Source organism: Pseudarthrobacter sp. fls2-241-R2A-127, from assembly GCF_030209355.1.
Lineage (GTDB): Bacteria > Actinomycetota > Actinomycetes > Actinomycetales > Micrococcaceae > Arthrobacter.
Window position 1 is genome coordinate 40,551 of sequence record NZ_JARVSF010000008.1, and the last position, 23,005, is coordinate 63,555.

Annotated in this window: 26 protein-coding genes, 2 pseudogenes and 1 riboswitch; of the genes and pseudogenes, 15 read left to right on the top strand and 13 right to left on the bottom strand. The window is 65.5% G+C overall.

All coding sequences use genetic code 11. The features are described 5' to 3' along the window. Window positions 1–30: 30 nt before the first annotated feature. Both QRN53_RS04800 and QRN53_RS04805 read right to left on the bottom strand, forming a co-directional pair. On the bottom strand, window positions 31–897 hold the full coding sequence (locus tag QRN53_RS04800) for a universal stress protein (RefSeq protein ID WP_285242879.1): 867 nt from the start codon (window positions 895–897) through the stop codon (window positions 31–33). Window positions 898–1,006: 109 nt separating this feature from the next. Beyond that, window positions 1,007–2,155, bottom strand: a complete 1,149-nt coding sequence (locus tag QRN53_RS04805) for an AI-2E family transporter (RefSeq protein WP_285242880.1) — start codon at window positions 2,153–2,155, stop codon at window positions 1,007–1,009. Window positions 2,156–2,421: 266 nt separating this feature from the next. Between QRN53_RS04805 and QRN53_RS04810 the strand changes: the two genes are divergently transcribed. Next, window positions 2,422–3,888 (top strand): protein adenylyltransferase SelO, encoded by a 1,467-nt coding sequence (locus QRN53_RS04810; protein ID WP_285242881.1) that lies wholly within the window; start codon window positions 2,422–2,424, stop codon window positions 3,886–3,888. Window positions 3,889–3,988: 100 nt separating this feature from the next. Here the strand turns inward: QRN53_RS04810 and QRN53_RS04815 are convergent, their stop codons facing one another. Next, entirely contained in the window at window positions 3,989–4,819 is an 831-nt protein-coding gene (locus tag QRN53_RS04815) for a LysM peptidoglycan-binding domain-containing protein (protein ID WP_285242882.1), read from the bottom strand. A 3-nt stretch (window positions 4,820–4,822) separates the two neighbouring features. After that, a riboswitch (cyclic di-AMP (ydaO/yuaA leader) is annotated at window positions 4,823–4,996 on the bottom strand. A gap of 279 nt (window positions 4,997–5,275) precedes the next feature. Between QRN53_RS04815 and QRN53_RS04820 the strand changes: the two genes are divergently transcribed. The 4 genes from QRN53_RS04820 to QRN53_RS04835 all read left to right on the top strand — a co-directional run bounded on the left by QRN53_RS04820 (window position 5,276) and on the right by QRN53_RS04835 (window position 7,955). Then, the gene (locus QRN53_RS04820; RefSeq protein WP_285242883.1) at window positions 5,276–6,580 is read left to right on the top strand and encodes an aggregation-promoting factor C-terminal-like domain-containing protein; all 1,305 of its coding nucleotides are present in this window, start codon (window positions 5,276–5,278) and stop codon (window positions 6,578–6,580) included. A 21-nt stretch (window positions 6,581–6,601) separates the two neighbouring features. After that, window positions 6,602–6,961: a TraR/DksA family transcriptional regulator gene (locus tag QRN53_RS04825; RefSeq protein ID WP_285242884.1), complete on the top strand. Its 360-nt coding sequence runs from the start codon at window positions 6,602–6,604 to the stop codon at window positions 6,959–6,961. After that, window positions 6,958–7,485, top strand: coding sequence for a DNA alkylation repair protein (locus QRN53_RS04830; RefSeq protein ID WP_285242885.1), 528 nt, complete (start codon window positions 6,958–6,960; stop codon window positions 7,483–7,485). The genes QRN53_RS04825 and QRN53_RS04830 overlap by 4 nt, the downstream gene beginning before the upstream one ends. 92 nt (window positions 7,486–7,577) lie before the next feature. After that, complete coding sequence (locus QRN53_RS04835) at window positions 7,578–7,955, top strand: DUF1810 domain-containing protein (RefSeq protein ID WP_285243225.1); 378 nt, start codon at window positions 7,578–7,580, stop codon at window positions 7,953–7,955. A 19-nt stretch (window positions 7,956–7,974) separates the two neighbouring features. On the opposite strand, the gene QRN53_RS04840 is transcribed toward QRN53_RS04835, so the two are convergent. Both QRN53_RS04840 and QRN53_RS04845 read right to left on the bottom strand, forming a co-directional pair. Next, window positions 7,975–8,868: a glucose 1-dehydrogenase gene (locus tag QRN53_RS04840; protein ID WP_285242886.1), complete on the bottom strand. Its 894-nt coding sequence runs from the start codon at window positions 8,866–8,868 to the stop codon at window positions 7,975–7,977. A 143-nt stretch (window positions 8,869–9,011) separates the two neighbouring features. Continuing rightward, on the bottom strand, window positions 9,012–9,515 hold the full coding sequence (locus QRN53_RS04845; RefSeq protein WP_285242887.1) for a metallophosphoesterase family protein: 504 nt from the start codon (window positions 9,513–9,515) through the stop codon (window positions 9,012–9,014). Window positions 9,516–9,588: 73 nt separating this feature from the next. Between QRN53_RS04845 and QRN53_RS04850 the strand changes: the two genes are divergently transcribed. Together QRN53_RS04850 and QRN53_RS04855 are read left to right on the top strand one after the other, a co-directional pair. After that, window positions 9,589–9,780: a DUF1918 domain-containing protein gene (locus QRN53_RS04850; protein ID WP_141946349.1), complete on the top strand. Its 192-nt coding sequence runs from the start codon at window positions 9,589–9,591 to the stop codon at window positions 9,778–9,780. A gap of 32 nt (window positions 9,781–9,812) precedes the next feature. Next, on the top strand, window positions 9,813–10,328 hold the full coding sequence (locus QRN53_RS04855) for an NUDIX domain-containing protein (RefSeq protein ID WP_285242888.1): 516 nt from the start codon (window positions 9,813–9,815) through the stop codon (window positions 10,326–10,328). A 37-nt stretch (window positions 10,329–10,365) separates the two neighbouring features. Here the strand turns inward: QRN53_RS04855 and QRN53_RS04860 are convergent, their stop codons facing one another. Continuing rightward, window positions 10,366–11,043: an endonuclease/exonuclease/phosphatase family protein gene (locus QRN53_RS04860; RefSeq protein WP_285242889.1), complete on the bottom strand. Its 678-nt coding sequence runs from the start codon at window positions 11,041–11,043 to the stop codon at window positions 10,366–10,368. Between the two features lie 157 nt (window positions 11,044–11,200). On the opposite strand from QRN53_RS04860, the gene QRN53_RS04865 reads away from it, so the two are divergent. The 4 genes from QRN53_RS04865 (at window position 11,201) to QRN53_RS04880 (ending at window position 15,198) form a co-directional block, all read left to right on the top strand. Then, window positions 11,201–12,004 carry a thioesterase family protein gene (locus QRN53_RS04865; protein WP_285242890.1) on the top strand — a complete coding sequence of 268 codons (804 nt, stop codon included), beginning with the start codon at window positions 11,201–11,203 and terminating at the stop codon, window positions 12,002–12,004. A gap of 107 nt (window positions 12,005–12,111) precedes the next feature. Then, window positions 12,112–12,654 (top strand): PadR family transcriptional regulator, encoded by a 543-nt coding sequence (locus tag QRN53_RS04870; RefSeq protein ID WP_285242891.1) that lies wholly within the window; start codon window positions 12,112–12,114, stop codon window positions 12,652–12,654. Window positions 12,655–12,658: 4 nt separating this feature from the next. Then, window positions 12,659–14,371 carry an ABC1 kinase family protein gene (locus QRN53_RS04875; protein WP_285242892.1) on the top strand — a complete coding sequence of 571 codons (1,713 nt, stop codon included), beginning with the start codon at window positions 12,659–12,661 and terminating at the stop codon, window positions 14,369–14,371. Window positions 14,372–14,448: 77 nt separating this feature from the next. Next, complete coding sequence (locus QRN53_RS04880) at window positions 14,449–15,198, top strand: lipoate--protein ligase family protein (RefSeq protein ID WP_285242893.1); 750 nt, start codon at window positions 14,449–14,451, stop codon at window positions 15,196–15,198. A gap of 44 nt (window positions 15,199–15,242) precedes the next feature. Here QRN53_RS04880 and QRN53_RS04885 read toward each other — a convergent pair whose 3' ends face one another. After that, window positions 15,243–15,500: a mycoredoxin gene (locus QRN53_RS04885; protein WP_285242894.1), complete on the bottom strand. Its 258-nt coding sequence runs from the start codon at window positions 15,498–15,500 to the stop codon at window positions 15,243–15,245. A gap of 148 nt (window positions 15,501–15,648) precedes the next feature. Between QRN53_RS04885 and QRN53_RS04890 the strand changes: the two are divergent. Beyond that, a pseudogene (locus QRN53_RS04890) lies at window positions 15,649–15,954 on the top strand (SOS response-associated peptidase family protein); the annotation flags it as partial. Between the two features lie 199 nt (window positions 15,955–16,153). Continuing rightward, window positions 16,154–16,291 (top strand): hypothetical protein, encoded by a 138-nt coding sequence (locus QRN53_RS04895; protein WP_285242895.1) that lies wholly within the window; start codon window positions 16,154–16,156, stop codon window positions 16,289–16,291. A gap of 292 nt (window positions 16,292–16,583) precedes the next feature. Here QRN53_RS04895 and QRN53_RS04900 read toward each other — a convergent pair whose 3' ends face one another. From QRN53_RS04900 to QRN53_RS04915, 4 genes are all read right to left on the bottom strand, one after another. Beyond that, window positions 16,584–17,303 (bottom strand): SOS response-associated peptidase, encoded by a 720-nt coding sequence (locus QRN53_RS04900; protein ID WP_285242896.1) that lies wholly within the window; start codon window positions 17,301–17,303, stop codon window positions 16,584–16,586. 89 nt (window positions 17,304–17,392) lie between these two features. Beyond that, window positions 17,393–17,809: a DUF6262 family protein gene (locus QRN53_RS04905; protein ID WP_285242897.1), complete on the bottom strand. Its 417-nt coding sequence runs from the start codon at window positions 17,807–17,809 to the stop codon at window positions 17,393–17,395. Then, a complete protein-coding gene (locus tag QRN53_RS04910; RefSeq protein ID WP_285242898.1) occupies window positions 17,806–19,938 on the bottom strand; it encodes a tyrosine-type recombinase/integrase in 2,133 nt (710 codons plus the stop codon). The genes QRN53_RS04905 and QRN53_RS04910 overlap by 4 nt, the downstream gene beginning before the upstream one ends. Continuing rightward, entirely contained in the window at window positions 19,925–21,103 is a 1,179-nt protein-coding gene (locus QRN53_RS04915; RefSeq protein WP_285242899.1) for a tyrosine-type recombinase/integrase, read from the bottom strand. Before QRN53_RS04915 ends, QRN53_RS04910 begins: the two co-directional genes overlap by 14 nt. 180 nt (window positions 21,104–21,283) lie before the next feature. Here QRN53_RS04915 and QRN53_RS04920 point away from each other — a divergent pair. After that, window positions 21,284–21,727: pseudogene (locus tag QRN53_RS04920) on the top strand (SOS response-associated peptidase); the annotation flags it as partial. Between the two features lie 27 nt (window positions 21,728–21,754). On the opposite strand, the gene QRN53_RS04925 reads toward QRN53_RS04920, so the two are convergent. Continuing rightward, window positions 21,755–22,177: a VOC family protein gene (locus QRN53_RS04925; RefSeq protein WP_285242901.1), complete on the bottom strand. Its 423-nt coding sequence runs from the start codon at window positions 22,175–22,177 to the stop codon at window positions 21,755–21,757. Window positions 22,178–22,196: 19 nt separating this feature from the next. Between QRN53_RS04925 and QRN53_RS04930 the strand changes: the two genes are divergently transcribed. Further along, window positions 22,197–22,517: a chorismate mutase gene (locus QRN53_RS04930; RefSeq protein WP_285242902.1), complete on the top strand. Its 321-nt coding sequence runs from the start codon at window positions 22,197–22,199 to the stop codon at window positions 22,515–22,517. A gap of 6 nt (window positions 22,518–22,523) precedes the next feature. Here the strand turns inward: QRN53_RS04930 and QRN53_RS04935 are convergent, their stop codons facing one another. Continuing rightward, window positions 22,524–22,913 carry a hypothetical protein gene (locus QRN53_RS04935; protein ID WP_285242903.1) on the bottom strand — a complete coding sequence of 130 codons (390 nt, stop codon included), beginning with the start codon at window positions 22,911–22,913 and terminating at the stop codon, window positions 22,524–22,526. Window positions 22,914–23,005: the final 92 nt, after the last annotated feature.

The following is a 23,005-nucleotide window of genomic DNA, read 5'->3' on the forward strand; positions in this document are numbered from 1 at the left end:
CAGGTGGGGAAGGAAACCGCGGCTCCGCTGCTAGATGGCGTCCTTGATGGCCTGCGTCCGGGTAATGATGGTGGGGCACGGAAGGTGCTTCAGCACCCCATGCGCCGTGGAACCAAGGAGCAGGCGTTTGAAGGCGCCCCGTCCGCGACTGCCCACCACCAGGAGCCGCGCCCCAGCGGCGGCTTCGACGAGGGCGTCCACCGGGCCCCTGTCGGATACGAGGCGCTGGTGCACCGTCAAGTCCGGGTAGTCCTCCTTGAGCCCGGCCACGGTTTCGGAAAGGACAATGCGCTCCTCATCGACGATCAGGTCAGCGAGTGCGCCGGGTGTCAGTCCTGCATCGACCACCGGGTCAGGAACATTCACGGAGTAGATGACCGTGAGTTCGTCACCGTTGCGGTCTGCTTCGGCCGCGGCGAACGCGACGGCGTGGGTGGATTCCGCGGATCCGTCCACGCCGACCACCACGCCGGTCCGTCCTTCAAGGTCATGGGTTCCGATGACGGCGACCGGGACTTTGGCGGCGGTGGCAACCTGCAGTGCCCGGTCGGCCAGGGTGCCCCCGAGGTGGCCACTGCCGGAGCCGATAACCATCATGGAGGTCTTCTTGGAGTATTTGGCCAAGGACCCACCAATGCTTCCGGTGAGCATTTCCGTGGCGGGAGTGACCGGCACAGACCCTTCAAGACGTCCGGCGGCGGTCTTGAGGAGTTCCTCGCCGGCCTGCTGGAGGGTCCCGAACCACGGGTAAGGTTCGGCGATCCACCGGTCATCGACCACGTGGAGGATCACCAGGGGCAGGTTGGCGCGATGGGCTCGGCGGGCTGCCCACAAGACAGCGGCCTGGCTTTGTGCTGAATCGTTGGTGCCCACGGCGATGGGTTTCTGGGATGTCATGGCCGTACTTCCTGCTTGTCGTGAAAGGGTCTTCATGCCCTTCAAGACTGGCCCCGGCCCCATCGGCCCTCTAGGGCCGAAAGTCACCGAAGCAGGCGCGGGAGCACCGTTAGATCGCGGGCCCTGACGGTGCCGGCGGTTCCCCGGCTGTTGCTTCGCGTCCGGTGACGGTCTTGAAGATGGTCCACCCGACGGCGGCCAGCGGGACGGCCAGCAGCGCCCCGACCACCCCTGCCAGGGTTGCACCGGCCGTCAGCGCCAGGATAATGACCAGCCCGTGGATCCGCAGGACCCGGCCCATGAAGACAGGCTGGAGGATGTGGTGCTCGAACTGGTTGGCGGCCACCAGGATGATCAGCACAATCAGCGCGGGAACCGGGCCGTTTTCCACCAGGGCAACCAGCACCGCGAGGCTGCCGGCGGTGGTTGCGCCGATGATCGGAATGAACCCGCCCAGGAAGACCACGGCGGCCAGCGGGACGGCCAGCGGGACCCGCAGGATCAGCAGTCCCACCAGGACCAGGATAGCGTCGATGGCGGCAATGATGAGGGTGCCCCGGACATAGCCGCCGAGCACCAGGAGGCTGCGTTCGGCAGCGAGCTGGGCTTTTCCCCGGTGGTTGCCGGGGAGGAACCCGATCACGAACATCCGGATCTTCTCGCCGTCCTTGAGGAAGAAGAACAGGATAACGGCCGTGAGGACCGTCCCGGCAGCAATTTCCCCGGCGGTCCTGAGCCCGGTCAGCGCATCGGCTCCCAAGGTCCCGCCGGCGAGGAACTTCTGGAATTCGCCGCGGGCAGCGTCGATTTGGGCGCCGGTGAGCGCGACGGGTCCGGTGGTAATGAATTGCTGCAGCTGGCCGATCCCTGCCTCGGCCCGGGATGCCAGCACTGAGGCCTGCTGCCGGACAAGGGCAATGATGCCGCCCACCACTCCGGCCGCCACCGCCAAGATCAGCAGGAAGGACGACAGTACTGCGAGCGCCCGCGGGAAACCTCGGGCGGCGAGCCACCGGACCGCAGGAGCCATTGCCGAGGCCAGGATCAAAGCTACGAGCACCGGGATGGTCACCAGCGGGACCCGGGTGGCGGCCACCACTGCGACCCAGGCGAGCGCCAGCAGCGAGAGCGCCTGGACCGCGCGGATGCTGGCCCGGCCCAAACCGTCAGCCCAAAGGGCTGACATCCGTGCCCCGAAGGACTGTGGCCCGGACGGTTCCGCCCCGTGTCCGTCCGGGGAAAGATTGCTGCGTTCCATGGGTTCTCCTTGCCTGCCGCCATTCGGCCCACGAGATGGTGCACCTTGGTTACCTTGTACCCCACCTCCGCTGAAAGCCGAAACAGCGCCGGTGTTGACTGCGCCTGGAGTTCGCAGGCGCCACAGTTACTCAGTAAGCTTATGGTTTTTGGCGGGGTTAACGCGGAAGGCATGCCGTCCTTTCGGCAACGGCAACTCCATTGCCTGGGTGGCAATGGACGCATAATGCGGGGCACCGGGCGGCACCACGGCGATAGGGTTAACCCATGACGGCAGCAGCTGAATCCACGGTCACATTTCATAGCCGCTTTGCCCGTGAACTGCCGGAACTCGCTGTTCCCTGGCAGGCCGAGGAAGCGCCTGGTCCCGAAATTCTGGTCCTGAACGAACAGCTCGCAGCAGGCCTGGGCCTTGACCCGCAATACCTCCGCAGTCCCGACGGGGTGCGCCTCCTCGTGGGCAACAGCGTTCCTGCCGGCGCCAGTCCGGTAGCCCAGGCTTACGCCGGCCACCAGTTCGGCGGGTACTCGCCGCTTCTTGGCGACGGACGCGCGCTCCTCCTCGGGGAAGTCACTGACCGCACCGGCCGCCTGATGGACATCCACCTCAAAGGCTCGGGACGCACCCCCTTCGCCCGCGCCGGGGACGGCCGGGCCGTCGTCGGGCCGATGCTGCGCGAGTACCTTGTCAGTGAAGCCATGCACGCCATGGGTATTCCCACCACCCGCTCGCTCGCCGTCGTGGCAACGGGGCGGCAGGTCCGGCGCGAGGGCATGCAACCCGGTGCTGTCCTGGCGCGGGTGGCCCGGAGCCACCTGAGGGTTGGGAGTTTCCAGTACGCCCGGGCCACGGAAGACATGGACCTCTTGAAGCGGCTGGCTGACCATGCCATCAGCAGGCACTATCCGCAGGCTGCCGAGGCCCCAAACCCCTGCCTGGCCCTGTTCGCGTCGGTCGTTGCCGCCCAGGCCGGGCTGGTGGTCCGCTGGATGCTCGCGGGATTCGTGCACGGTGTCATGAATACGGACAACATGACCGTCTCGGGGGAAACCATCGACTACGGCCCGTGTGCGTTCCTGGATGCCTTCAATCCCGCCGCCGTCTACAGCTCCATCGACGTCGAGGGCCGCTACGCGTACGCCAACCAGCCGGTCATTGCCGAATGGAACCTCGCCCGCCTCGCCGAGGCACTGCTCCCGCTCATCGACGAGGACGAGGAAAAGGCTGTTGCTTCGGCGGTGGAGGTGCTGGGTGGATTCCGGGAACAGTACAGCAGGGCATGGACCGGCGGCATGAAAACCAAGCTGGGCCTTGCCGCTGAAAACATCAGTGACGACGCCGTGTCCGGTGTTATCGACGATGCGGTGGCTATCCTCAAAGACGGTCCGGTCGATTACACCCTGTTCTTCCGGAACCTGGGCAAGGCGGCCCGTGGCGATATGCGCCCCGTGCGCGGGATGGTGAGGGACGCGGCCGGCCTCGACGCCTGGGCAGGGCGGTGGCTGGCGCTCCAACCCGATGCAGAGTTGATGGACAGCGTGAACCCTGCGTACATTCCGCGGAACCACCTCGTGGAGGAAGCCCTCGCTGCCGGTACCGAAGGGGACGTTGCCCCGCTGCGCCGCCTTCTCGAGGCCGTCACCGACCCTTTCACCGAGCGGGCCGGCCTGGAGCGCTACATGGAAGCCGCCCCGGAAGAGTTCGGCTCCTATACGACCTTTTGCGGCACCTGATCCGCCGCGGAACGAGGCCCGCAGCAGGACAAAAGGAGGGTGGCGGCCGGAGACCCGGCCGCCACCCTCCTTCTGAAGGCAGGCTTTTGCTGTGCGAAGACTACGCCACGCGGACCACGGAGTAGCCGCTGAGCCAGCTGATGGGGTGAACCTGTGTGGTGTAGCCGTTGACGCCGCCACTCACAACCTGGCCGTTGCCGGCGTAGACACCCACGTGGCCCGAGGTGATGATGAGGTCGCCGGGTGCCGGGCTCCCCACCACGCTGCCGTACTGGAAGAACTGCGTGGGAGCCAGGTCGCCGACGCTCTTGCCGACGGAGCGAAGCGCCTTTTCAACCATGGCCGTGCAGTCCTGGTTCACGCCGATCTGGCTGTAGGCGGAAGCCAGGATGGCAGCGCCGGTGCCGGTCCCGGTGCTGGAAACCACCGGTGTGGCGGATGCATAGGACATGGTCATCCCGGTGTTCGCCGGTGCGGTGGCGGCGGCCACCTGAACGGGGGCTGCTGCCGGCGCCGGGGCGGCCACGTAGCCTGCGCCCGGAATCTGGATCTGGTCGCCAGGGTAGATGACCGACGATAATCCCAGGCCATTGGCGGCCAGGACGTCATTGAGGTTGACACCGTACGCGGCCGAAATCGCACCGAGGGTGTCCCCGGCAACGACCGTATGGACCGTTGCTGCCGCGGCTGCCGGAGCAACTGCGGGTGCTGCGGCGGCCTGGACGCTGGCCTGCTCAGTGGAGTCCGGGCCTGTCACCCCCGCGTGGGCCGGGGCGCCGACCCCGAAGGCAATGCCGGATGCGGCCACAACAGCGAGGGCCGGGCGGCCGAGCGAACGGGCCTGGGACTTGGCCGTCACGGCGAGACCCTCGAGCACAATGGAACGGGCCGGAGTCGCGCGGTGACGGGCAGTGGTGAGATTTTTTGACACGGTAGATCGCCTCTCCCATGCCTGCGGGGTGAGCTGTCGGGTTCGGGTTGGAGATACCCGGCCGGAAGCTTCTCCGCAGTGGGCGGAGGAGTTGTCCGACTTAACCCCAAGACCTTGAAAGGTCGTGGAAACTTGGTTCCCCCGTCCCTGCCAGCACGAAAGCGGTTGGATCCCGGTATCAGCGGCAGGGCTCGGCAAGCTGATGGGAATGTCCCGTTCTGCGGGGGACACCAGAAGACCATAACCCGCGGGCACCCCAATTGTCACGTTTAGGTAACATACGAGCTTTACCTCTCGTATCCTGCCGACGATTGGTCGTCTATGTTCCGCCCGCGCCGGGATTGCCGCTGGCCCGGCGCGGCCTGCCAGGGTAACAACCCGGCGCGGCCTGCCAGGGTAACAAAGCGGGCACGTCCGCCTTTCCCCCCTGGCGTGTCGCCGGTATGCTTCGGGACTATGCCCCTGTTCGTGACCATGCCCAAGTCCCGGCTGTTGGGCGGATTGCTCGCCGTCGCGGTGGCTGCGACCACGGTGCTGCCTGCCTCCGCGGACGAGCCTCCACCGCCCGGCGGATACCCGTCCTGGGCCGACGTGCAGCAGGCGCAGACTTCCGAGGCGGCGAAAGCGGCAGAGATCACCACCATCGACGGTCTCCTGGGCAACCTCCAGACCCAATCGGAAGCGGCCGGTGACGCCGCCGTCCGGGCAGCAGCCGACTATGCCGCAGCCGACGCTGAGCTGCAAGCGGCGTCGGCTCGGCTGGACGCGCTGGCAGCCCAAGCCGGCCGCGCCAACGACGAACTGGCCCGCTATCGCAAGGAAATCGGCGCACTTGCCGTCCAGTCGTACAAGACGGGCGGGACCAATACCGGATTCTTCGTGGCCTTGGATGCCCTGGAGACCAACAGCGTCCAGGGGCTCAACCTGGTTCAGCTGGTGGGCGACAAGACGGCGGCGCTGGTAGACAATGCCGCCTCCGCCGGCAAAGTCGCCGCGTCCTTGGCGGAACAGGAAAAAGTGGCGCGCAGTGAGCGCGAACGCCTGTCCGGGGAAGCAAAGGCGAAACTGGACGCGGCCCGCTCCGCCCAGGACGCCCTCGCCCGGCAGGTCAGTGACGAACAACAGCACAGCACTGAGCTGACCGCCCAGCTGGCCTCGCTCAAGGGAACGACGGCGGCACTCGAGGGAGAATACCGCCAGGGCCAGGCGGCACTGGCGGCCTATGAAGCAGCACAGGAAGCCAAGCGCGCCGCTGCGGCAGAGCAGGCCCGCCAGCAGGCAGAAGCAGCGGCGCAGGCCGCCGCGGCCGCGGCACGCCAGCCCAAACCCGCTCCTGCCGGCAACGCGGCGGACCCTGCCCCGCCGGCCGCCGCGGTTCCCGGCAATCCGCCGCAGCCTGCGGTCCCCAGCCCGCCGCCCGTCGTCGTTCCTTCCGTCCCCGGCGGCGCCGTCAATGATCCTGCCGGCGCCAAGGCCTACGCCTCCGGCCGCCTGGGGGCCTTTGGTTGGGGCCCCGACCAGTTCCAGTGCCTGTCCCAGCTGTGGACCAAGGAATCCAGCTGGCTGACCACCGCTACGAACGCTTCCAGCGGGGCCTATGGCATAGCCCAAGCCTTGCCGCCGGGCAAATACGCCAGCGCCGGAAGCGACTGGCTGACCAGCTACCGGACGCAGATCGAGTGGGGGCTCGGCTACATCCGCGATCGCTACGGCTCCCCGTGCGGCGCCTGGAGCCATGAGGTTGCCCTGAACTGGTACTGACAGACGCGCTAGGCTTTCCGCATGCCAGATTTCGAACGGTTCAGGGTGCTGCTCGAAGAGGAGCGGGCCCGGCGGTTGGCGCTGTTGCCGGCGCTGCGGGCTGATATCGACGAGGCCAATTTGGCCCGGCAGGACTCCAATGTCGACGACGAACACGATCCCGAGGGCTCCACGATCGCCTTCGAACTATCGCAGGCGTCAGCCCTGTTGAGGCAGAGTTCAGCAGGTCTGGACCAGGTGGAGGCGGCCCTGGCCCGCCTGGCCAACGGTACCTATGGAACCTGCGTGGTCTGCGGCGGCCCCATAGCGGACGGCAGGCTCGAAGCGCGGCCCTGGACCCCCTTCTGCATCCTTCATGCCTCTGCAGGACGGAGCCGGTGACCGAGGTGTCCGTCGTCGCGGCCGCGGCTGAATTCATCGACCGGACCCTCCAGAACGAGGGAGCCTGGTACCGGGCCGACGAAGTGGGCCTTCGGCTCGGCGGGGCGCTGGCCTCCTACGGCTCTTCCATCGGTGCAGTCCGTGGCACCGTACGGGATGCCCTCCGGAAGTTCAAGGACATGGGCCATGACAGTACGGTCATGCTCGCCTCCGCCCTGTGGGGCCAGCCGAAGCCCGGCTCCCGGCCGGTCTTCGAACGCCGCCTTGCCGCCGTCGTACTGTTGCAAACGAAGGTGCAGCTGCTGCGGCACTCAGACCTGACCCGTTTGGAGGGCTTCCTCCGCACGGCCCAGGCGGCAGACCTGGCCGCACCCCTTCTCTCCGATGTCCTGGTGCCCCTGCTGGCCGGCTTGGGAAGCCGCGACCGCCAGCGGGCCGCCGCCGTCCTGGCGCGGTGGCGCGACGATCCGGAACCCCGGCTCCAATCGGCAGCAGGCCTCCTGGCAAAAGAGCTGACACAGTGACCGCGACCCGCAGAGGAGACCCCATGAGTGAACCGTTTGACCTGGACCGATTCGTCGCCGCCCAAGACAGCGGGGACACCTAGGGGCACGCGCTGGGTGAACTGCAGCTCGGCAACAAGACCGGCCATTGGATGTGGTTCATCTTCCCCCAGATTGCTGGCCTGGGGCAGAGCGCCACCTCACGCACTTACGCCATCTCGTCCCTGGCGGAGGCCCGGGCCTACCTGGACCACCCCGTCCTGGGCCCGCGCCTTCTTGAGTGTGCCCTGGCTCTCACCACGCATGCAGGCCGTTCGGCGTCGGGCATCCTTGGCGGAATCGATGCGCAGAAGCTCCGTTCGTCCATGACACTGTTTCTCCGGGCCGCGCCCGGAGAAACAGTGTTCAAGACGGTCCTGGCCCAATTCTCCGATGGCGAGCCGGATCCTGCCACGGACGAACTCCTGGCCGGCCGGGACGCCGCCGAATAACAGGGCGCCGGGCGGGCTGCTACGGCGTGGGGCTGCCGCCGTTGACGTTCAGCGTCTCGCCCACCACGTAACTGGACTCCGGCGAAGCCAGGAAAACGTAGGCGGGAGCCAGTTCGGCGGGCTGGCCGGCGCGGCCCAGGGGAGTGGACTGGCCAAACTCGGGAAGCTCCTCCTTGGGCTGGCCGCTGCTGACCTGCAGCGGAGTCCAGATGGGCCCCGGTGCCACCGCGTTCACGCGGATACCCTTGGGCGCAAGCTGCTGCGCCAGGCCCTTGGTGAAGTTGTTGATGCTGGCCTTGGTGGTGGCGTAGTCCACCAGCGTGGGTGACGGGTTGTAGGCCTGGATGGACGTGGTGTTGATGATGGTGGAGCCGGCCGGCATATGCGGCACGGCAGCCTTCGTCACCCAGAACATGGCGTAGACATTGGTCTTAAGCGTGTGGTCGAACTGCTCGTCGGTGATGTCCTGAAGATCCTCCTGGGCAACCTGTTTCCCGGCGTTGTTGACCAGCAGGTCCACCCCGCCCAGGACCTCCACAGCCGTGTCCACCAGTTCGCGGCAGACCGCCGGGTCCTTGAGGTCGCCCGGAACCTTGACCGCTTTCCGGCCTGCGGCTTCAATGATCCCGGCGATGCGCGCGGCATCCTCCTCTTCCTCCGGGAGGTAGGAAAGGACGACGTCGGCGCCTTCCCTCGCAAAGGCGATGGCCGTTGCAGCGCCGATCCCGGAGTCGGCACCCGTAACAATGGCCCGGCGGCCTTCGAGCCGGCCGGTGCCGCGGTAGGTTTCCTCGCCGAGGTCAGCCTTGGGGTCAAGGCCGGCGTCGAGGCCGGGTTCGGGCTGGTGCTGCTTGGACGGGGAGATCTTTTCGTAGGCTGTCACGGGGTTGCGGAAGGTGTACTGGTCAGTCATGGTGGTCCTCCTGATCGGGCGGGACATGGGCTTTTTGCTGCCCGGGGTATGAAGCAGCCGGCACTTGCGGAAAGAGCAACCAACAAAAGCTAAGCTTACTTACTGTTCCAGCCTAGGCAATCCGGGCCGTCGTGCCAAGCGGCTCACCGCACGACGTCCACCAGCCTGACCTCGGCAAGGCTGCCGGCGTCGAGCACTGCCTCCATGTAGGTGCAGGCCGGTTGGCGCCGGCGGTCCGTGGGCGAGCCTGGGTTCAGCAGTCGAAGCCCGCGCGGCGACACCGTGTCCCAAGGGATATGGCTGTGGCCGAAGACCAGCACGTCGGCGTCGGGGTACAGCGCTTCGCACCGGAGTTCCCGGCCTTTTGCCTGGCCCGTCTCATGGACCATGGTGAAGCGGACTCCGTCCAGGGTGGTGGCCGCCGTTTCGGGAAGGCGCCGCCGTATGTCGGGGTCGTCGTTATTGCCATGGACGGCCAGCAGTTGTTTGCTCCGGCGTTCGAATTCGTCCAGCAGCGCTGACTCCACCCAGTCGCCGGCATGGAAGACCACGTCGGCGTTTTCGACGGCGGACCACACTTGTTGCGGCAGGTCCCTGGCGCGTTTGGGTACATGGGTGTCGGCGAGCAGGAGCAGGTTCAGCGGCATACCCGAATCCTGCCATGCAGCCCTGTTCGGGCGCGTCCGCGAGTCGTACCCTTGGGGCGTGGAGGTGATTGCCATGGAGGCAGCCCAAGGCGACAGGATCGTAGTGCGCGGCAGGAATGTGGGGTCGGCGGACCGGCACGGGGTGATCCTGGAGGTTCGCGGCCCGGGTGGTGGTCCGCCCTACCTTGTCCGGTTCGACGACGGCCACGAGACGGTCATGTATCCGGGTGGTGATTTCGCCGTCGACCACGGGCAGGGCACCTGACCTCCCGCGGCTTTACCTGTCAAACTGGGGCAATGGATCAATTCCCAGCCGCCAGCCTGTCTTCCACGCCGCCGCCGCGGACCGGCCCCCGTGATCCCGGCGACGCCTGGGTGGAAGGGGACCGCGGACGGTTCTGGGGCAGGTTTGGCGCGGCCGGCGTCCTGGCCTGGGATCCCGACAGGGGAGTCCTCCTGCAGCACCGCGCCGTGTGGAGCCATAACGGCGGAACGTGGGGCCTGCCCGGCGGTGCCCTCCATGAGGGCGAAGAGCCGGTCGAAGGCGCCCTGCGGGAGGCGTACGAGGAAGCTTCGGTTCCGGCCGGGAATGTCGAAGTTTTGTTTACCTCCGTGCTGGATCATGGCTACTGGTCCTACACCACCGTGGTGGTCCGGGTCCGGGAATCCTTTGAGCCGGTCATCAGCGATCCGGAGAGCATTGCGCTGCTGTGGATTCCGGTGGCTGAAGTCCATGGCATGGAACTCCACCCCGGTTTCGCGGCGTCGTGGCCGGACCTGCTGGCGCGGCTGGACGCCGGCGACTTCTGGTAAGGCGATTCCTGGTAAAGGTCGTCCGGCGCCGGCGGTCCTAGTAGCCCTCGCCGTACTCGGCAGTCACCAGGATGGGCAGGTGGTCCGAATTGCCGCGCGGAAGCGTTTCGACGCTCGCGATATCCAGGCCCAGGGAGGTGGCGAAGTCGAAATGGCCCTTGAACACCTTGTACCGGGTGTAGGTGCGCCGGTTGCTCAGCGAGAGGGCGTACCCGGAGTTCTTCATGTGCATATCCAGGTTCTTGGTGAAGAACGGATAGTTGAAATCGCCCACCATCAGCGTCATCAGCCCCCTGCCCATGCTCAGCAGTTCGGCGTGGGCCGCGTGGATCTGCTTGCGCCGCAATGAGTTCGACGCCGTCAGGGGTGCTGCGTGGAACGAGCCGATCACCAGTTCGTGTTCGGTCTCGTTGTCCATGACGCGCGTGCCGATCAGCCGCTCATGGGCCGGAGCAAGCACCCTGTCGTGCATGGATTTCTTCAACGCGAAAGACTGTGTGTCGAGCGCCGTGAACCTGCTGGTCCGGTAGTAGATGGCCAGCCCCAGCCTGTTGCCCTTAGTGGCATCCGCCAGATGGAGGGGGCCAAGGGTCTCCGGGAGGTCGCTGGAATCCACCTCCTGGAGGCACAGCGCATCGACGTCGTGATTCCGTGCCAAGGCGAGAAGTTCGCCGCTTGCGGCGTGCTTGCGGAGGTTGTAGCTGATGACGCGCATGAAACACCTCTTTTGAGGGTTGCCGACAGGACCAGTTCCTGAGTGTAGTCCGCTTGGCTGTCCTACCCGCCAACATTTCGCTGCCTTCCGCGTCGCGGCGTACCGACGGGCGATAGAGTTAGTGGCAATTCACCGAATTTTGCCAAAGGGGCCAGCCTTGACTGCAGACCTGCCTGAACTCGCCGAGGGAAACTTCTATTACCTGGAACTGGGCGGCGGCCGGTTCCGTTCAACCATCCATGCCCAGGGTGCCTGGAACGCCCACGAGCAGCACATGGCCCCGGCGTCAGGCCTGATGGCGGACCTCCTGGAACGGCACCAGCCGCGGGAAGACATGCGGATGGCACGGATCAGCTACGAGATCCTGGGACTGATCCCCGGCGGTGATTTCCGGATCGACACCACCACCCTGCGGCCAGGCCGGACCATTGAACTGGTGCAGGCCGAACTGGTGGCCGGCGGGCGGACAGCCATCCGCGCCACGGCGTGGCGCATGCTGACCAGCGATACAGGTTCGGTAGCAGAAATCGAAGACGCGGCCATTCCAGGCCCGGACGAATGCAAGCCCTACGACGCCTCCGCCGTCTGGCCGGGAGGCTACATCCGTTCACTGGAGATGCGGGTGGCTGAGGGGCACCGCCCCGGGGCGGGGAAAGTGTGGCTCCGCACCGAGCACCCGCTGACTGACCGCGCCGACAGCGGGGACCTGGCGCGGCTGATGGGAATGGTGGACACGGCCAACGGCGTCGCCGCCAGGGTCCCGCCGGGCAAGGACAGTTATGCGTTCCCCAACCTGGACCTGCAAATCCACATGTACCGCCGGCCGCAAGGGGAGTGGCTGGGGCTGGACAACGCCGTTTCCTTTGGCTCTGACGGGATCGGCCTCACCTCCACGGTGCTGCACGACCGGCAGGGCCCTTTCGGCCGGGCGGAGCAGATCCTCACCCTGCGCAAGACCTGACCTCGCAGAGGCCCTGCCTGTCCCCGAAAACCGGCCGTCGGCTATGGTGCGTGAATGTATCGTTGAGTATCGTTGTATATCGTTCACGATTGACGAAGGAGTTCATCATGCGTGGTTCAAACCCAGCAGGCGGGTTCGGCGGGAACAACCTGGACGGAATGTGGCAGGCGGTCGAGGAGCTTCGTTCCCGGTTCGAGAAACGGGCCGGAACCCGGGCCGGAAAAGGCGAGGTCCGGGCGGCTGTCCTTGCGCTGCTGACTGAACGGCCCATGCACGGCTACCAGATCATCCGCGAAATTGAGGAGCGCAGCGGCGGCAGCTGGAAGCCGAGCGCCGGATCGGTCTACCCCACCTTGCAGCTGCTGGCAGACGAAGGGTCCATCATGGCCTCGGAATCCAATGGCCGGAAAATCTACTCGCTGACCGATGCCGGCCGCGAGGAGTCGGCAGACCACCACGGTTCAGCGCCATGGGATCCCGCGGCCCCCACGCCCGGAACAGGCGGCGCGTCCCTTCCGAAGGCCGGAATCGACCTGGCGCAGGCCGCCGCGCAGGTTGGCCGGACCGGTTCACCGGACCAGGTACAGCAGGCAGTGGCGGTGCTCGACGAGGCCCGGCGGCGGCTCTACGCCATCCTCGCGCAGGACTGACCGGGTGGCGCTGACCGTCCGAGACCGGGCCGCCCCCGCGTCGCCCCTACGGGAACACCGCGGCCGGTACCGGCGGATCCTCCGCTTCGCTGCCTGGCACCTCGCCACCACATGGTGGTTCGAGCTGTTCCTGCCCAGGGTGGGGCTGGGCCGGATCTCCGCGCGGACGCGGTCCCGCCGGATGCGGAACTTCGCGCGCCGGTTCCACGACCTGGCCATCGACCTCGGCGGCCTGATGATCAAGGTGGGGCAGTTCCTGTCCTCCCGGCTCGACGTCCTCCCGCCGGAAATCACCAAAGAACTCGAAGGGCTGCAGGACGAGGTGCCGGCGGTGGCCTTCCCGCGGATCGCCGCCCTGGCTGCCCAGGAACTGGGTGCCCCCGTGGCCCAGGTCTTCGCCACCGTGGACGAATCCGCGATCGCGGCCGCCTCCCTGGGCCAGGCCCACCGTGCCCGCCTGAATCCCTTCGACGCCGAAGATACGGGACTGCATGCGGTCGTCGTGAAAGTACAGCGCCCGGGCATCGACGCGATCGTTGACGTTGACCTCGCCGCACTGCGGAAGGTGGCCGGCTGGCTCAGCCACGTCAGGCTCGTCTCGCGCCGCGCGGACATGCCGGCGCTGGTGGAGGAATTCGCCCAGATCAGCCGGCTCGAGATTGACTACCTGCACGAAGCCGTCAACGCCGAACGGTTCGCCGCAGACTTTGCCGGCGACCCCAGGGTGGCAGTGCCGGAGGTCGTCTGGGAACGGACCACCCGCCGCGTGCTTACCCTTGAGGACGTCACGGCCATCAAAATCACCGACGCACCCGCTCTTCGGGCCGCCGGCATCGATCCCGCCTCGGTGGCCCCCGTCTTTGCGTCCATCATGTTCGACCAGCTCTTCACCAACGGGTTCTTCCATGCAGACCCGCACCCGGGCAACATCTTCGTCACCCCGGTCAGCGCCGGCGCCGGAGAACCCGGCTGGAAATTGACGTTCATCGACTTCGGCATGATGGGGGAGGTCACGGCCTCCACGCGCAGCGGCCTGCGGAAGCTCCTGTTCGCTGCGGCCGCCCGCGACGGCAAGGGACTTGTGGCGGCGATCAACGACGTCGGAGTCCTGATGCCGTCGGCTGACAGTGCGGGACTGGAACGGGCCATGTCCCAGCTCTTTGCCCGCTTCGGGGGCATGGGATTTGCCGAACTCCGCGAGGTGGACCCCCGCGAGTTCCGCGACTTCGCAGTGGAATTCGGTGACGTGGTCCGGTCGCTGCCATTCCAGCTGCCCGAGAACTTCCTGTTGATCATCCGCGCCATGTCCTTGACCTCAGGGGTGTGCAGCGCCTTGGATGAACGCTTCAACCTCTGGGACTCCGTGGAACCCTATGCGGCACAGCTGCTTCGAAACGAACGCGGCAACGTGGTCCAGGACGTGGCCCGGCAGGCCTTCGACGCCGCCGCTACCGCCTTCCGCCTGCCCGGCAGGCTGGACGCCTTGGCCGGCCGGCTCGAGGAGGGCTCGCTGGAGGTCGCCGTCCCGCGGCTGGAGCGGCAGGCTGCCCGGCTGGAAAGGGCGGCCCGCCGCTCCGGTTCGGCCTTGGTCTTCGGTGCACTGTTGGTGGCGGGCGCCATCGTCCGCGTTGACGACCTGGTCTTCGGCAGCGTCCTGATGGCGGCCTCTGTGGTTCCCCTGCTGCACGCTCTCTGGGCGGGGCGCCGGAGTCGTTAAGGGCTGCGCCGTCGTCGGGCGTAACCTAAGGGAGGCCTGTCCGCCGGCCGCCGTCGACCCCAGGGAGTTCAGCAACAATGCACCACACCGGTACCGAAGCGCGCCCGCTGACCGTAGTGCGGCAGGACGTATCCCTCGGCGCGGGACGGGACCTCGAATTCGGCCTGGAGCTGCTGGCCAGGGCCAGGGCAGGCAGCCTTGGTCCCACCCTTCGCCTGTACCGGCCTGCTCCCACCGTCGCTTTCGGGCAGCGGGATACCAGGCTGCCCGGGTTTGATGCGGCCACCCGGGCCTGCCTGGCGAATGGATTCGAACCCTTGGTCCGCAGGGCCGGGGGACGGGCCGCCGCCTACCACCAAGGCACCCTGGTGGTGGACCACATCGAACCGGACGCAGACGCAGTGGCCGGCTCCAAAGCGCGGTTCGGCTACTTTGGTGAACTCTTCGCGCAGGCCCTGCGGAGCGTGGGTGTCCAGGCAGCGGTGGGGGAGATCCCCGGCGAATACTGCCCCGGCGAGTTCAGTGTGCATGGAACCGATGCTGGGGACAGCTCGCGCCGGGTGAAGCTGGTGGGTACGGCCCAGCGGGTGGTCTCCGGTGGCTGGCTCTTCAGCTCGGTGATTGTGGTGGAGGATTCCGCCCCCATCCGAAAGGTTCTCACGGACTGTTACGCCGCCCTCGGCCTTGACTGGGACCCGGCCACGGCCGGTGCCGCCGACGACCTGGTGCCCGGGCTGGATGTAGCCGCCGTGGAGCAGGCCCTCCTGGAAACGTATGCGGGCCACGCCACCCTGGAAACTGCTTCCTTCAGCAGCCTGGGGGCGTGACCCGCATCAGTTCTTCGGCGCGAAGCCGGATGTCTCAGGCCGGTTCAGGCAGCAAGCCTGCTCTGGACCTCGGCGGCCGACGGGTTGGTGGCAGCGGAGCCGTCCGGGAAAAGGACGGTGGGAACGGTGCGGTTGCCGCCGTTCAGCTTCTCCACGAGTTCGGCAGTGCCCTCAACCTCTTCGATGTTGATTTCCGTGTAGCCGATGCCCTTGGCGTCCAGCTGCTTCTTCAGCCGGTTGCAGTAGCCGCACCAGGTGGTGGAAAACATGGTGATGGTGCCGGATTCGGGAGTGAAGTCCACGCGGATCTCCTAAACGTCGCTTGAAAGGTTTCCTTACCGTCAACGGTAGCGTGGCCGCCGGTATTCCCCGGCCTTCCGGCGCCGCGGGGCGTTTGGATGACAGTATGTGGCGCCGGTGGCATGCTGGTGCCATGTGTGACGCTACGTAATGGCACGCGCCGTGGGAGACCTCCTGGCCGAGTTCGACGCCGAGCTGGAGGATGAGGTGAGCATCCCGCCGTCGTGGAATGTAGCGCCTACGGACGCCGTTCCCATTGTCCTGGAGCGGCTGGTGGATGACGCTGCAGGGGCCCGGCAGGTGCGGCAGCTCCATGTTGCCCGCTGGGGCCTGGTCCCGTCCTGGGCCAAAGATCCCGGGATCGGGTCGCGCATGATCAACGCCCGGAGTGAATCCGTACTGGAGAAGCCGGCGTTCAGGAAGGCTGTCCAATCGCGGCGCTGTGCCGTCCCGGCTTATCTGTAGTCGTTTTGTCGGCGGCCCCGGCGTTTGGGGATTGGAAGTGGTGAAGACGCGTCTTCGCGGACCAGCGCTTGGCCCGTGACGGACCTTCAAACGGGAAAGAGGAGGCATGGAAGTAGGAATAGTCTTCGCGGCCGTGGGCCTGGTTTGGCTTATTTTTCGGAAAGGGATTGCCCGCCGGCAGGCTCAAATCATGGCTGATTTCACCGGAGGTGGGGAAGCGCCCGAGAGCCGCGTTAAGGGATGGGAGCAAATGGGACTGGCGTTCTCCATCCTTCTGCTGGCGGCTGCAACTGTCATCGGGTTTGTCTCTGTAGTGGGAAAGCCATGACTTGGGGACCAGGAGTCACCGGTCCTTTTTTCATAATCCTGGGCATCTTTCTTTTGGTCAGTGCAGGAGGGTTATTCCTGCTGCGTAGGGTCATGGCTCGCACCGGTGAGCAGTCGTGGAAATCACTCCCTGGGGCAGGGAGATTTAAGACATATGCCTTCCAGTACAAAACCTCGGTGGCGGCTGCCATGTTGATGGCTGCTGGAGGGATGATCAGTCTGATTGCCGGAATACTGAATCTGTAGCCCCTGATAAGTCGCTATAGGGGCCTAGTAACGTGTTGCAGGGGCGCTCAGCTGTCTGTGACGGCCGGTTCTATCAGCTGCGGCCCGTCATTGCGGACGTTGTTGACACGGTCGCTGACCACACGTGGGACCAGGTGCGGTTCGGGCATGGAATCCAGTAAGGCCCGGACGTCTGCCTCGGAGGTCGTGTCCGGGTCGAGCCAGTCCGAATACATCTCCGGAGGCACGATCAGCGGCGTGCGGTCGTGGATGTGGCCGAGGGCATCGGAGGCATTAGTGGTGATGACCGTGGCAGTGCGCAGCCATTTGTCAGGGTGGTCGTTGGGCAGGGAAGGATCGGGCCAATTCTCAAAGAGGGCGGCGAAGGCAAGAATCTGATTGTCCTGCCCGTAGAGGTATGTCGGGATCTTCCCGCCCTCAGGGGTTTTTTCCCACTCAAAGTATCCGTCGCCTGCGAGCAATCCCCGTCTCGCCGATGCGGCTTTCCTGAAGGAGGGTTTCTCGGTGATGGTTTCCATTCTGGCGTTGATGAGTCTCGCACCGCCTTTGGGGTCCTTGGCCCAGGACGGAACAAGGCCCCAGCGGGCGGTGACTAACTTTCTGGTCACTGGTGCGCCGTCTCCTGAGCTCCGGTCCAGAATCAGGGGGACCGTGTCTGTTGGGGCCACGTTGTAGGAAGGCTGGAGTTCATCGACGTAGGACTCCTCGACGTCGAAAGCCGCGAGAAGATCACCGACAGCCCTGCTCATGACGTATCTGCCGCACATAGGGCCATTATGCCCGCTGCTGCGGCCGCTCATCCTGTCCCATGGCCTCAACCGTCGTCCAGTGCATTGATGGAAGAGAGATCCGTTGGTCAGTCGGCATCGTGCAAACCAGGGTGGCGCCGCAGCCGCAGCAGTTCGCCATGGGCGGCTTCCAGAGCGGCCTTGAGTTCGGAGATCTCGGCCCGATGCCGGGCCCGTTCGTCTCGGAGGGCGATGGTGAGTGTGCGGACGATGTTGCTTGTGGAGGTTGCCGCGGCGGGCTCGCTGGGCGGCCCTGCCGCCCGCATGCCGGCAGTGCGGCTGCGAAGGTCTTGGATGCGGTTACGCAGATCAGTCGTGCGGTAGAGAAAGTCCTTGGAAACGTGGCCCGCCGTCGCGACCGCCTCAAAGGTGATGGGTGTGCCGGCTTTCAGTAGTGCGCGTATGCCGGCGTCAGCGCGGTCACGTGCTGCTTGTCGTTTTCGTGACGCGGCCTGGGCGAGTAGTTCCGGGTTGCCGCGGCTCATTGCGACTCCTGCGGATCGCGTCTGTCCGCGCTGATTCGGGTTTGCTCTCCAGGGCCGCGGATCGGCTCGTGGGCATCATCCGTTTGTGTAGTGAGCGTTTCAACGATGGTCTTGAGTGCAAGCTGCTCGCGGCGCCGGAGGGTGAGCCATACGTGGTTTTCGCTCATCGGTTGTCCTGTGCGTTGCTGGTGCGCAGCCTGCCGGTTGTCGATGAGCTGGTCGAGAGCGACGGCTTCGCCTTCGTGGACGCCAAGGAATCGTTCGTCGGTGACGAACAGGTTGCAGGTGAGGCAGGCGTTGCCTTTGTCGCAGCTCTTTGCCGGGGGCAGTGTGCACCAGCCGTTTGGTAGTATCCGGTCGGTGCGTGAGTCCAACGCCATCAGCTCATAGAGGTCCTCACCCTGGATCGCTGATGCGGAGCCCGACGTTGTGATCTTGCGGTAGCGGAGGAACTCGGCCTTCGCTGTCGCGTCGAGGGTCTGCGCGTAGTGCATCGTCATTTCGGGGCTTAGGTGGCCCATGTAGCGCTGGACGACGTGCAGGGGCACGCCTGCGTTGATCAGGCTTGTCGCTTTCGTGTGCCGGAACCGGTGCGTTTTGCCCAGGTCCAGCGGGGTCCCGTCGGCTTCAGTCAACCCGGCGAGGGCAACGAGATGATGCAGTTGTTGTCGGAACCGTCCGTCTTTGTAGGGGTGCTGGCCACGCAGATTGCCCTGAGCCTTTACGAACAAGTACTTCGGCGTCAGCCCGGCTTCGAAGTTTTCGGTGAGCCAGCGGCGCTGCTCTGCAATGATGGCGGTGACTTCCTGGTCGACGAAGATCGTGTCCGGTGCGTCCACGATTTTCGTCTGCTGGTAGCGCAGCTTTGCGATGTTCCCGCCTTCAGGCGTGGGGCCTTCAACCGGGATGATCGGATCCAGATCCAGCATGCAGATTTCATTGATCCGACGTCCGGTAGCCATCATCAGCAACAGAATCCGCATCCCCTGCTCGTCCCCTAATCCACCGAGCGGGCGAGGGACGCCAAGCAGATGGGCATGTGACGCCAGCGCCGACATGACTGTGTCGGTAAACAGGTGCCGTTCGTCGTAGCGGTTCTTGTGAACGCGCGGGATGTCTCCCGGCCGCCAGAACCTCAGATACTCAGGACCAATACCGGTCCACCGCTCATCACCGACCGCGGCCGCAGCCTCGGGTCCGAAATCGTTCATGAATGCGTAGAGGCCCCGGACTGCCGCGGTAATCTGGGCGACGCTCCCGATCGAGCGCAGTTTGCCGGTGTTCTTCCCGTGGCGTGCTTTCGTCTGGCGAGTTTCGCCCAGGAACTCCAGCATTAATGGGCGCAGCAGGGCCGGGTCCGGCGTGAGTCGCGGACCCGGCAGATTTCGGGCTGCCGCAAATTCTCCGAAGGGAAGGAGCGCGTTGTGGCGGTTGTGCACGCTTGCCCAGGTCAACTGGCCTGCCTCGAGCTGCGTCTTGACGTAGAACATCGCGCCCTGACGGAACCATGTAGGTTGGAGGCGGTGCCAGTGGACCGCGACCTGCGAGAGCATCTCCTGGGGCCGCCGGGGGATACGCCGGTCCATGGTCAGGTCCCAGATCTCTCGTTGCCACCAGGGCCTCGTATCGTAGGCGAACCAGAGAAGCTTGCTGACTCGATCCAGCGGCGACAGGAACGTGCGCAGCGTGTTCGGATTAGGCAGCTGCTTCGTGCGCCGGACCCAGGTCGTAGCCAGCTCGGTGCGCCATCCGGCCGGCGTGTAATCCATCACGCTCTCGAACGGCTGGCCGGCGCGCTGCAGCCGTTTCGATGTCGCGGCGAGCTCCCGAAGGAGTAATCCCAGCGACGCGCAGGGCACCCGGCCGCCGAGCTCGACGATGCGCCAGATCGCGAACATCAGCTCGTTCTGCATCGTGGTGGTCAGGCCGTCGAGGTGAATGTTGCCGATCTTGTCATGATAAAAACCGAATGAGCTCAGATGCTCGGCCGGGATCGAGTCGCGCGTGTAGTGCAGCAGCCGAAGGCCCTCGGGGACTGCGCTGAGCAGTTCCTCGTTGCGTGTCGCATTGAAGCCCGGCGCTCCGCTGGCACTCAGGATCCCGACCATTTCTGCGTCAGATGTCCGCATGCCCGTCCCTCCATTGTTTTGTCACGGCGGCCCAATCGGCCAGTGCCCGTAACTCTTCGTCCTCAGTCACCCAGGCGTAGGTGTTCAGGGTCGTCTGGACATCGGCGTGACCGAGTCGTCGACTGACCACATGAATCGGTCGGCCAGAGAGAAGCAGGGCTGTGGCATGCGTGTGACGGAACCAGTGCGGGGACCAACGCGCTGGCACAAGGTCGCCGAGTACGCGCTTTATCCGGGCGATCAGCTTGTAAATCGTCTCTGGGCGGATCGGGGCGAAGCGCTCTCCGCCGGCGACGTTCACGAAAACGTATGAGCCGTCGATGTCCTCAACTACCAGATCCAGGCCCGCCTCGCAGAGGAGCCAGACGTACTCGGCGTAGAGGCGGTCCAGCTCGTCGGAAATGTAGAGTTTGCGGTAATTTCCGCCCTTCACCCGCGCCCCGTGGGGATGGGGGCGCGGGACAACCTCGATGTACGGATTCTCGCCGCCGCCAGAATGCCAGTCCCGGTGCTGCAGCGACAGTGCCTCGCCAAGCCGCATGCCTGTCTCCTCAAGCAAAGCGAAGAACAGTCGGTCCCTGAGCGATCCCGACCACGAGCGCGTGCCGGGGTCCCAGTGCGCGCAGGCTTGTTTGATGGAATCGATCTGCGCAGGCGTCAAGGTCGGTGCCGCCCGCCGTCGCCGGTGGACCTTCACAGACACCGACGCCGCACGAGAACCGCGTCGGATGTGAGTCAGGAACGGCAAGTACGGCGAGTTCGAGTCCCGACCCAGGAACAGCGGCGGAATTCCCTCGAGGCCGCGCCACTGCTGAAACACATAGAACGAGCGAACCGCCTGCAGTCTCTGGGCCGCCGTTGCATTCGCGATCCGCGCCGGCACAGCGGACAGTGATGCAACTCCCGGCGGAAGCCCCGACCGCATCCAGCCGAGGAACCCAGTGAAATCCTCAACACCGAAAACGTGCCAGCTCCGGCCACGAAGCTCGAGGAACTCCCACCACAACGCCAACCCTCGCGCGTAAGCCTTGACTGTGTTCGGCGAGGCGTCGGTCTGCCGCAAAAACTCAAGGTACGACTCGATCTCCTTGGCTGGCAGCAGATCAGCGCCCAGAACAGTCCAAGTGGGCTCCTCGCCCTCCAACCGTATGCTTTGCACCCTCATCGCGCGGCTCCTTTGCCAAGCCCATAGTCCACCCGGCCGGCTCGCCCGCCTCGCAGCGACACGAAAGATGGCCGCAGCGTCAAAGACGGGTACCGGGTAATGCCGACTTCAACACTTTCCAGAGGGCAAAGTCTGACTGTTGAAGACGTAAAAGACGGGGGCCTGGGAGTACCGGATAATCCCGCCGACGGCTATTACGAATGGAAGCAGGGCCCCGGCAAGTCCAAGCAGCCCTATTACGTGCACCCCGGCCAGGACCACGGCCTGGTCTTCGCCGGCCTGTATGAGTGGTGGAAGGACCCGTCCGTTCCGGAAGGGGAACCGGGACGCTGGCTGCTCTCCACGTCCATCCTCACGGCGGACACACCACCGCCCGGGACTGAATCCACCATCTTCGGAAAGCTGACGGAGCTCCATGACCGCGTGCCGCTGCCCATGGACAAAGCCACCATGGAGGCCTGGCTGGACCCGCAGGCTGACGACGCAGCCGCCCTTGTGGACCTGGTGCGGTCAGGAGTCAAGGACGCTGCCGCCGACTGGCATGTGGAGTCCGTCGGCAAGGACGTCGGTAACGTCCGCAACAACGGACCTGAGTTGATCCGTCCGGTGGAGGCCCTGTTCTAGCAGCCCCGCCACGGGCGCGGACAGCCATCACACGGTGACCGTTCCGGCGTCGTCCACGGTCCAGGTGGGGTTGTACGCCACCTCCCAGCGGAAGCCGTCAGGGTCTGCAAAGTACCCTGTATAGCCGCCCCAGGGCTGTGTGACGGGTTCGGCGATGATGACAGCGCCCGCTCCCGCGGCCTCTTCCATGACCCGGTCCACGTCCGCGGCGCTTTCCAGGTTGTGGCTCAACGTGACGCAGGGAATCCCGTCCGGCGGGCTGACGCCTGCTTCCGCCTGCATCTGCCGGGCGTCCCAGAGGGAAAGCACCAGGCCGTGGTTCACCTGGATGAACAGCACCTCCCCGGCAACCTCGCGGTGGACCGGCCAGCCGAGGCCGTCGACATAGAAGGCCCGGGACCGGTCAACGCTGCGGACTCCGAGGGAGATAAAGTCGACTCTTGGCTCCATGCTTCGATACTGTCAGACGATGGCGACAATTCAAGGAAACGATCGGGATGCCCAGGCCGACAAGGAACAACTCGCGGCTGTCCGGGTTGCCGTCGATGAGGTGGACGACCAGATCGTCACCCTCATCGCCCGCCGTGAACGGCTGATCCGGATCGCAGGAACCCTGAAAGGCGACGACGCCGAGGTGCGGGCGCCCGGCCGGGTGGAGCGCATCATTGAGCACGTCCGGGCCGCGGCAGAGAAAAAGGACATTGACCCGGACATCGTCGAGTCAACCTACCGGGCCATGATCTCCGGGTTCATTGAACTCGAACTGAAGATCCACAAGGAAAGCAGCTAAGGAACCCTACAGGGATTCATCCACCGGCACCCCATGCTGGAATTCCCGTCCGTCAGCCTCACTGAAGGCTGACAGGAGGTGCCCTTTCCCGAGCCCGTTCAAGGCAGTGGCGGGAAAGCTCCCGGTAATGGTGCTGTCCGAATGGGACACGCCGGACAGGTCGTAGTCTTCCTCGACTCCCTGGTCTCGATTGAAGGCATAGCAGGCAATGGCCTCCCCGTTCATGAATTCAATGCAAAGCCGCCGCTGCGTTGAATAGTCCGGTGTGGCTCCCATCAGACCCACCACATAGGCGCCGGATTCCGGAATGGCGCCATCGATATTGAACGTGGCCACCAGGGTGGAGTCCTGGGTCTTGATGCTTGCCTGCTTCAGGAGTGCGTCATCGGTACTCATGCCATCATCCTGCTCCCTGCCGCACGGTCCGTCCACCCCCGCCTATGTTTTGCCGCCTCCCCGGCGTAGACTTCCTTTATTCGAACACATAT

What these genes read in the sequence shown, in the direction of transcription:
- QRN53_RS04800 (WP_285242879.1), bottom strand. Translation starts at nt 897, where the DNA reads ATGACATCCCAGAAACCCATCGCCGTGGGCACCAACGATTCAGCACAA.
- QRN53_RS04805 (WP_285242880.1), bottom strand. Translation starts at nt 2,155, where the DNA reads ATGGAACGCAGCAATCTTTCCCCGGACGGACACGGGGCGGAACCGTCC.
- QRN53_RS04810 (WP_285242881.1), top strand. Translation starts at nt 2,422, where the DNA reads ATGACGGCAGCAGCTGAATCCACGGTCACATTTCATAGCCGCTTTGCC.
- QRN53_RS04820 (WP_285242883.1), top strand. Translation starts at nt 5,276, where the DNA reads ATGCCCCTGTTCGTGACCATGCCCAAGTCCCGGCTGTTGGGCGGATTG.
- QRN53_RS04825 (WP_285242884.1), top strand. Translation starts at nt 6,602, where the DNA reads ATGCCAGATTTCGAACGGTTCAGGGTGCTGCTCGAAGAGGAGCGGGCC.
- QRN53_RS04840 (WP_285242886.1), bottom strand. Translation starts at nt 8,868, where the DNA reads ATGACTGACCAGTACACCTTCCGCAACCCCGTGACAGCCTACGAAAAG.
- QRN53_RS04845 (WP_285242887.1), bottom strand. Translation starts at nt 9,515, where the DNA reads ATGCCGCTGAACCTGCTCCTGCTCGCCGACACCCATGTACCCAAACGC.
- QRN53_RS04850 (WP_141946349.1), top strand. Translation starts at nt 9,589, where the DNA reads ATGGAGGCAGCCCAAGGCGACAGGATCGTAGTGCGCGGCAGGAATGTG.
- QRN53_RS04855 (WP_285242888.1), top strand. Translation starts at nt 9,813, where the DNA reads ATGGATCAATTCCCAGCCGCCAGCCTGTCTTCCACGCCGCCGCCGCGG.
- QRN53_RS04860 (WP_285242889.1), bottom strand. Translation starts at nt 11,043, where the DNA reads ATGCGCGTCATCAGCTACAACCTCCGCAAGCACGCCGCAAGCGGCGAA.
- QRN53_RS04870 (WP_285242891.1), top strand. Translation starts at nt 12,112, where the DNA reads ATGCGTGGTTCAAACCCAGCAGGCGGGTTCGGCGGGAACAACCTGGAC.
- QRN53_RS04880 (WP_285242893.1), top strand. Translation starts at nt 14,449, where the DNA reads ATGCACCACACCGGTACCGAAGCGCGCCCGCTGACCGTAGTGCGGCAG.
- QRN53_RS04895 (WP_285242895.1), top strand. Translation starts at nt 16,154, where the DNA reads ATGGCTGATTTCACCGGAGGTGGGGAAGCGCCCGAGAGCCGCGTTAAG.
- QRN53_RS04900 (WP_285242896.1), bottom strand. Translation starts at nt 17,303, where the DNA reads ATGTGCGGCAGATACGTCATGAGCAGGGCTGTCGGTGATCTTCTCGCG.
- QRN53_RS04905 (WP_285242897.1), bottom strand. Translation starts at nt 17,809, where the DNA reads ATGAGCCGCGGCAACCCGGAACTACTCGCCCAGGCCGCGTCACGAAAA.
- QRN53_RS04910 (WP_285242898.1), bottom strand. Translation starts at nt 19,938, where the DNA reads ATGCGGACATCTGACGCAGAAATGGTCGGGATCCTGAGTGCCAGCGGA.
- QRN53_RS04915 (WP_285242899.1), bottom strand. Translation starts at nt 21,103, where the DNA reads ATGAGGGTGCAAAGCATACGGTTGGAGGGCGAGGAGCCCACTTGGACT.
- QRN53_RS04925 (WP_285242901.1), bottom strand. Translation starts at nt 22,177, where the DNA reads ATGGAGCCAAGAGTCGACTTTATCTCCCTCGGAGTCCGCAGCGTTGAC.
- QRN53_RS04930 (WP_285242902.1), top strand. Translation starts at nt 22,197, where the DNA reads ATGGCGACAATTCAAGGAAACGATCGGGATGCCCAGGCCGACAAGGAA.
- QRN53_RS04935 (WP_285242903.1), bottom strand. Translation starts at nt 22,913, where the DNA reads ATGAGTACCGATGACGCACTCCTGAAGCAGGCAAGCATCAAGACCCAG.